Origin of the sequence: Candidatus Paracaedibacter symbiosus, assembly GCF_000757605.1 — a bacterium.
Classification (GTDB): domain Bacteria; phylum Pseudomonadota; class Alphaproteobacteria; order Paracaedibacterales; family Paracaedibacteraceae; genus Paracaedibacter_A; species Paracaedibacter_A symbiosus.
The window spans coordinates 1,289,370-1,293,222 of record NZ_JQAK01000001.1 but is presented as its reverse complement, the minus strand read 5'-3'; the positions used below and the strand labels follow the sequence as shown (position 1 = coordinate 1,293,222).

The following is a 3,853-nucleotide window of genomic DNA, read 5'->3' as shown; positions in this document are numbered from 1 at the left end:
ACTTGCTGAACAAGTATTAAGTAATTTTAATGAGTATATAGATAGTTACGTAATAACTTCGTATAGCATACATTATACGAAGTTATACGAATTTGCTCCAAAAAAGATGTTAAACTGGAATCTGCGTTCAAGAGAGAAAGAGGAGAAAAAATTGTTTGTCCATCACTGCATATTGCTAAATTTTTCTCTTCTGTACTATTAAGCATCTCTGTGGTGATGACATTAAAATAAACAATAAATCGTTCTAAATATGAAAGAATACTTAAATATGCATTAGGATCTTGATATTTGTCAGGAGAAGTTGAGAAAGTCCATAGCTCTATGAAATCTGCACTCTTTTTATAAAAATTTATTCCATTCCACATTTTCCAGTGGTGAAGTGCTTCAAGAAAATGGTCTGTCGCTCTGTATGGCCATAGTACCCGATGAAATCCATCTGTTAGTAAGGCATCATTCATCGCAGTGGTAAAAAAACTACCGTGAGTGTGAATGTTTTGAAGATGGTATTCTACCCAAGATTGATTTGTAGAAAGAAAGATATATCGGCCATCCCTCAACAATCTTTTATAACCAAAAGTAGTAAGATCAAATGCTCTAAATAAGGAAGGGGTAAGATTTTCTAGCTTTTTCGATAAACTTAATGCATAAGAGAGCGCATTATAATTTTGTTGTTGTTGAAATTTATGTGAGCACATCCCGGCTATCCATTTTTAAAGAGTACGTTCTAAAGCAACTTATAATTGAACAATCTTTTTTGGGAAGTATAGCTTATAAAGCTTTTTAAGAATAGCGTAATTATTGCGGTATTTATTTTGTGAAAGAGCTTAGAGATTTAGGCAGGTTGTTTTATATTTGTTAAGGTTTTTGCTTAATTATTTAAAGCTAAACACTTTGTATAGGCTTTTGTGCCTTCATAAGTGGACTAACTTGGCATGGAAGGTGGTTATTGGGGCTTGCATAACAAATTATAATTTTTGCTATTCTTTATCCTTGTGCTTCTTTTTGTCTCAACATTACTCATCGGCAATCAGTCTTTTTTTTATTAATATTCGAATTGATTTCTAAAATCCCAGATAGTCTAAATAACCGTATTTTTTACGTGGGTAATTAACACGGAATGATTCCTTAAAAACTTAGTAGTATAAGCGACTCATTAATACGCTAATACCATGTCTCAAGCTTATCATTTCACTGTAATAGTTAAAAAATGAGTTAGCTTTAGATAGTATAAGAAGAAGTAAAGATGAAATGAATACAATAAAACTAATAAGCCTGCCTTGTTTTTCTGAAAAATTAATCAAATCTTTTAACGCAATTCCTGATGACCAGTATTTGAAAACCGAATTCCCATTCCGGAAAAGATCCTATAATGCCGGCAAGATAATTAGTAATATTTTTCATTGGGAAGAAAGTAATACCTTATTCCTGCAAACTAAAGATTTAAACCAATACGTAGGGGGAATTTCAAGGCATTTCGTGCCAGTTCCCGCCTCAATAAGAGAAGATATCTGCCAAAAGATTATAATGAACGCTTACGCTCAGTTACCAGCATCAGACTATAAGGTTGGGGTGCATCAAATACGTATTTTTTCTGATACCCTTAACCAAGGAATTCCAACTCCTGAGGGAATCCACCAAGATGGATTCGATTTTGTTGCAGTGGCTTGTATTAATACACGCAATGTTAGCGGAGGAGTCTCTGTCCTCTTTGATGCTAAAGATCATGCCAGAATTGTTTTTGAAGGTATCCTCACTCCTGGTACGCAAATTGTATTTTCAGACAAAGATTTTGCTCACTACACATCAAACGTTACCCCAAAAATTCCTGGCGTAGCTTTTAGAGATGTAATTGTTACAACCTTTCTAGCAATTTAACTACTAAGTACATTAAGAGATTTATTATGCAACTACCTAATTACAAAATTCAAGATTGGTTATTTCAAGAAGGGGAAGGTCGATTTGAAATCGACTTGGCTGAAAGCGGCATTCAATACCATCATATCCACAACCTAAATCTAAGAGAAAATTATCACCTAAATTATAGTAGTGATTGTGGGGATCAGAAGCTTCGCCAAATTATTTCTGGTAAGTATGGCAGGGATCCTTCGCATGTTATTCTTACGAATGGTAGCCAAGAAGCATTGTATCTATTTTACAGATCTCTCTTGAATCCCGGAGATCATGTTATTACTTTTTCTCCTGGATGGCAACAATCATGGGAAGTGCCGAAAAGTATGGGCGCAAATGTTAGTGTCATTAATTTAGCTGAGAATTCTTATGAAATCAGTTTAGCTATCATTGAGCCTCATATAACTGAAAAAACAAAGCTTATTATTCTTAACTCTCCTCATAATCCAATTGGCAAAACATTACCCAAAGAAATCTTATCGGACCTAAAAGAATTTTGCTTTAAAAGAAATATTTTTATTTTAAATGATGAAGAATATCTAACAAATTATTCTTCAAGCATCGTTACAGGTGACCAAAACAATAACACCGCATGTGTTTCCAGCCTTTCTAAGGTATTTGGTTTTCCCGGCCTCAGGCTTGGTTGGTTTGTAGGACCAAAAGAACTTGTAAATCAAATGATAAATTACCGAAGATATGTCACGGTATGTAACTCCCACTTGTCTGAACGACTTGCTGAACAAGTATTAAGTAATTTTAATGAGTATATAGATAGTTACGAAAATATGACCTCAGCAGGGTTAAAAATTTTACAAGATTGGACATCTAATCATCCGGAGCTAAGATTAATCTCTCCTCAAGGGACTCCCTTTGCTTATATATCCTTTATCACAAAAATAGGAACCAAAGCATTTGCTCGGAAACTCTTAGACGAGCAAAAAGTATTAATAATGCCGGCCGAGGTATTTAATGACGAGAATGCTTTTAGAGTATCGTTTGGCCGACCAGCAAATATTTTAAAAGAAGGGCTTGGAAGGATATCAAAAGTACTAGCGAGTTTGAAATGAAAATTATATGCCCTAAGCCTGCATTTATTGATTCTCTACCTGCATTATTTGGCTATTTTCCTATTGGCTTAGCTTTTGGAATTTTAAGCTTTAATACTACCCAAAGTTTTTGGATAGGCCCAATAATGAGCTTACTAGTATATGCTGGAGCTGCTCAATTTATATGTCTAAATCTAATAGCTAATAACGGTACTTTGATAGATATTGCGATTACAACATTTATTGTAAACCTAAGGCATATCTTCTATGGGATACCTTTTTTATCCGCCTTTAAGGGAAACTTATTAAAGAGGTTTTACTTAATTTTTGGAATAACAGATGAAACCTATGCTATCCTATCAGGCACCTTAAAAAGGTTTGATACGATTTATAGTTTATGGGTTACAGGTTTAACTCATTTGTATTGGATAGTTGGAACAATCCTAGGTAGTTATTTGGGATCCCAACTCAACTATGACCTGAGTGCGTTGGATTTCTCCCTTACAGCACTTTTTATTATCTTAGCAATCGAGCAGGGATATAGCAGCAAGGATTCTGTACCATTTATACTTGCAATCATTAGCTTTTTTATATGCCAATTGGCTCCTGCGTCATTATTTCTATCTCTCTGTATGTTTGTGAGTCTTATCCTGACCTTAATAGATTTTAATATAAGGGAGAAAAATTATGAATTATCTTGATATAAGCATAGCTATAATCCTTATGACGCTTATTACTTTTGGATCGTATAACTTCGTATAATGTATGCTATACGAAGTTATTACGGCTCTAAATAAGGAAGGGGTAAGATTTTCTAGCTTTTTCGATAAACTTAATGCATAAGAGAGCGCATTATAATTTTGTTGTTGTTGAAATTTATGTGAGCACATCCCGGCTAT

At 34.1% G+C, this 3,853-nt stretch carries 4 protein-coding genes; 3 read left to right on the top strand and 1 reads right to left on the bottom strand.

What is annotated here, in order from left to right; all coding sequences use genetic code 11:
• Positions 1-26: 26 nt before the first annotated feature.
• Positions 27-695: a hypothetical protein gene (locus tag IG80_RS0105930; protein WP_032112942.1), complete on the bottom strand. Its 669-nt coding sequence runs from the start codon at positions 693-695 to the stop codon at positions 27-29.
• 553 nt (positions 696-1,248) lie between these two features.
• Between IG80_RS0105930 and IG80_RS0105925 the strand changes: the two genes are divergently transcribed.
• The 3 genes from IG80_RS0105925 to IG80_RS0105915 are packed head-to-tail and all read left to right on the top strand — an operon-like array spanning position 1,249 to position 3,655.
• Complete coding sequence (locus IG80_RS0105925; protein ID WP_032112941.1) at positions 1,249-1,875, top strand: 2OG-Fe dioxygenase family protein; 627 nt, start codon at positions 1,249-1,251, stop codon at positions 1,873-1,875.
• A gap of 26 nt (positions 1,876-1,901) precedes the next feature.
• Positions 1,902-2,975, top strand: coding sequence for a pyridoxal phosphate-dependent aminotransferase (locus tag IG80_RS0105920; RefSeq protein ID WP_032112940.1), 1,074 nt, complete (start codon positions 1,902-1,904; stop codon positions 2,973-2,975).
• On the top strand, positions 2,972-3,655 hold the full coding sequence (locus IG80_RS0105915; RefSeq protein WP_032112939.1) for an AzlC family ABC transporter permease: 684 nt from the start codon (positions 2,972-2,974) through the stop codon (positions 3,653-3,655). Before IG80_RS0105920 ends, IG80_RS0105915 begins: the two co-directional genes overlap by 4 nt.
• Positions 3,656-3,853 lie beyond the last annotated feature (198 nt).

Excerpts from the sequence above, each read along its gene's own strand:
- IG80_RS0105930 (WP_032112942.1), bottom strand. The coding sequence starts at position 695 with ATGTGCTCACATAAATTTCAACAACAACAAAATTATAATGCGCTCTCT.
- IG80_RS0105925 (WP_032112941.1), top strand. The coding sequence starts at position 1,249 with ATGAATACAATAAAACTAATAAGCCTGCCTTGTTTTTCTGAAAAATTA.
- IG80_RS0105920 (WP_032112940.1), top strand. The coding sequence starts at position 1,902 with ATGCAACTACCTAATTACAAAATTCAAGATTGGTTATTTCAAGAAGGG.
- IG80_RS0105915 (WP_032112939.1), top strand. The coding sequence starts at position 2,972 with ATGAAAATTATATGCCCTAAGCCTGCATTTATTGATTCTCTACCTGCA.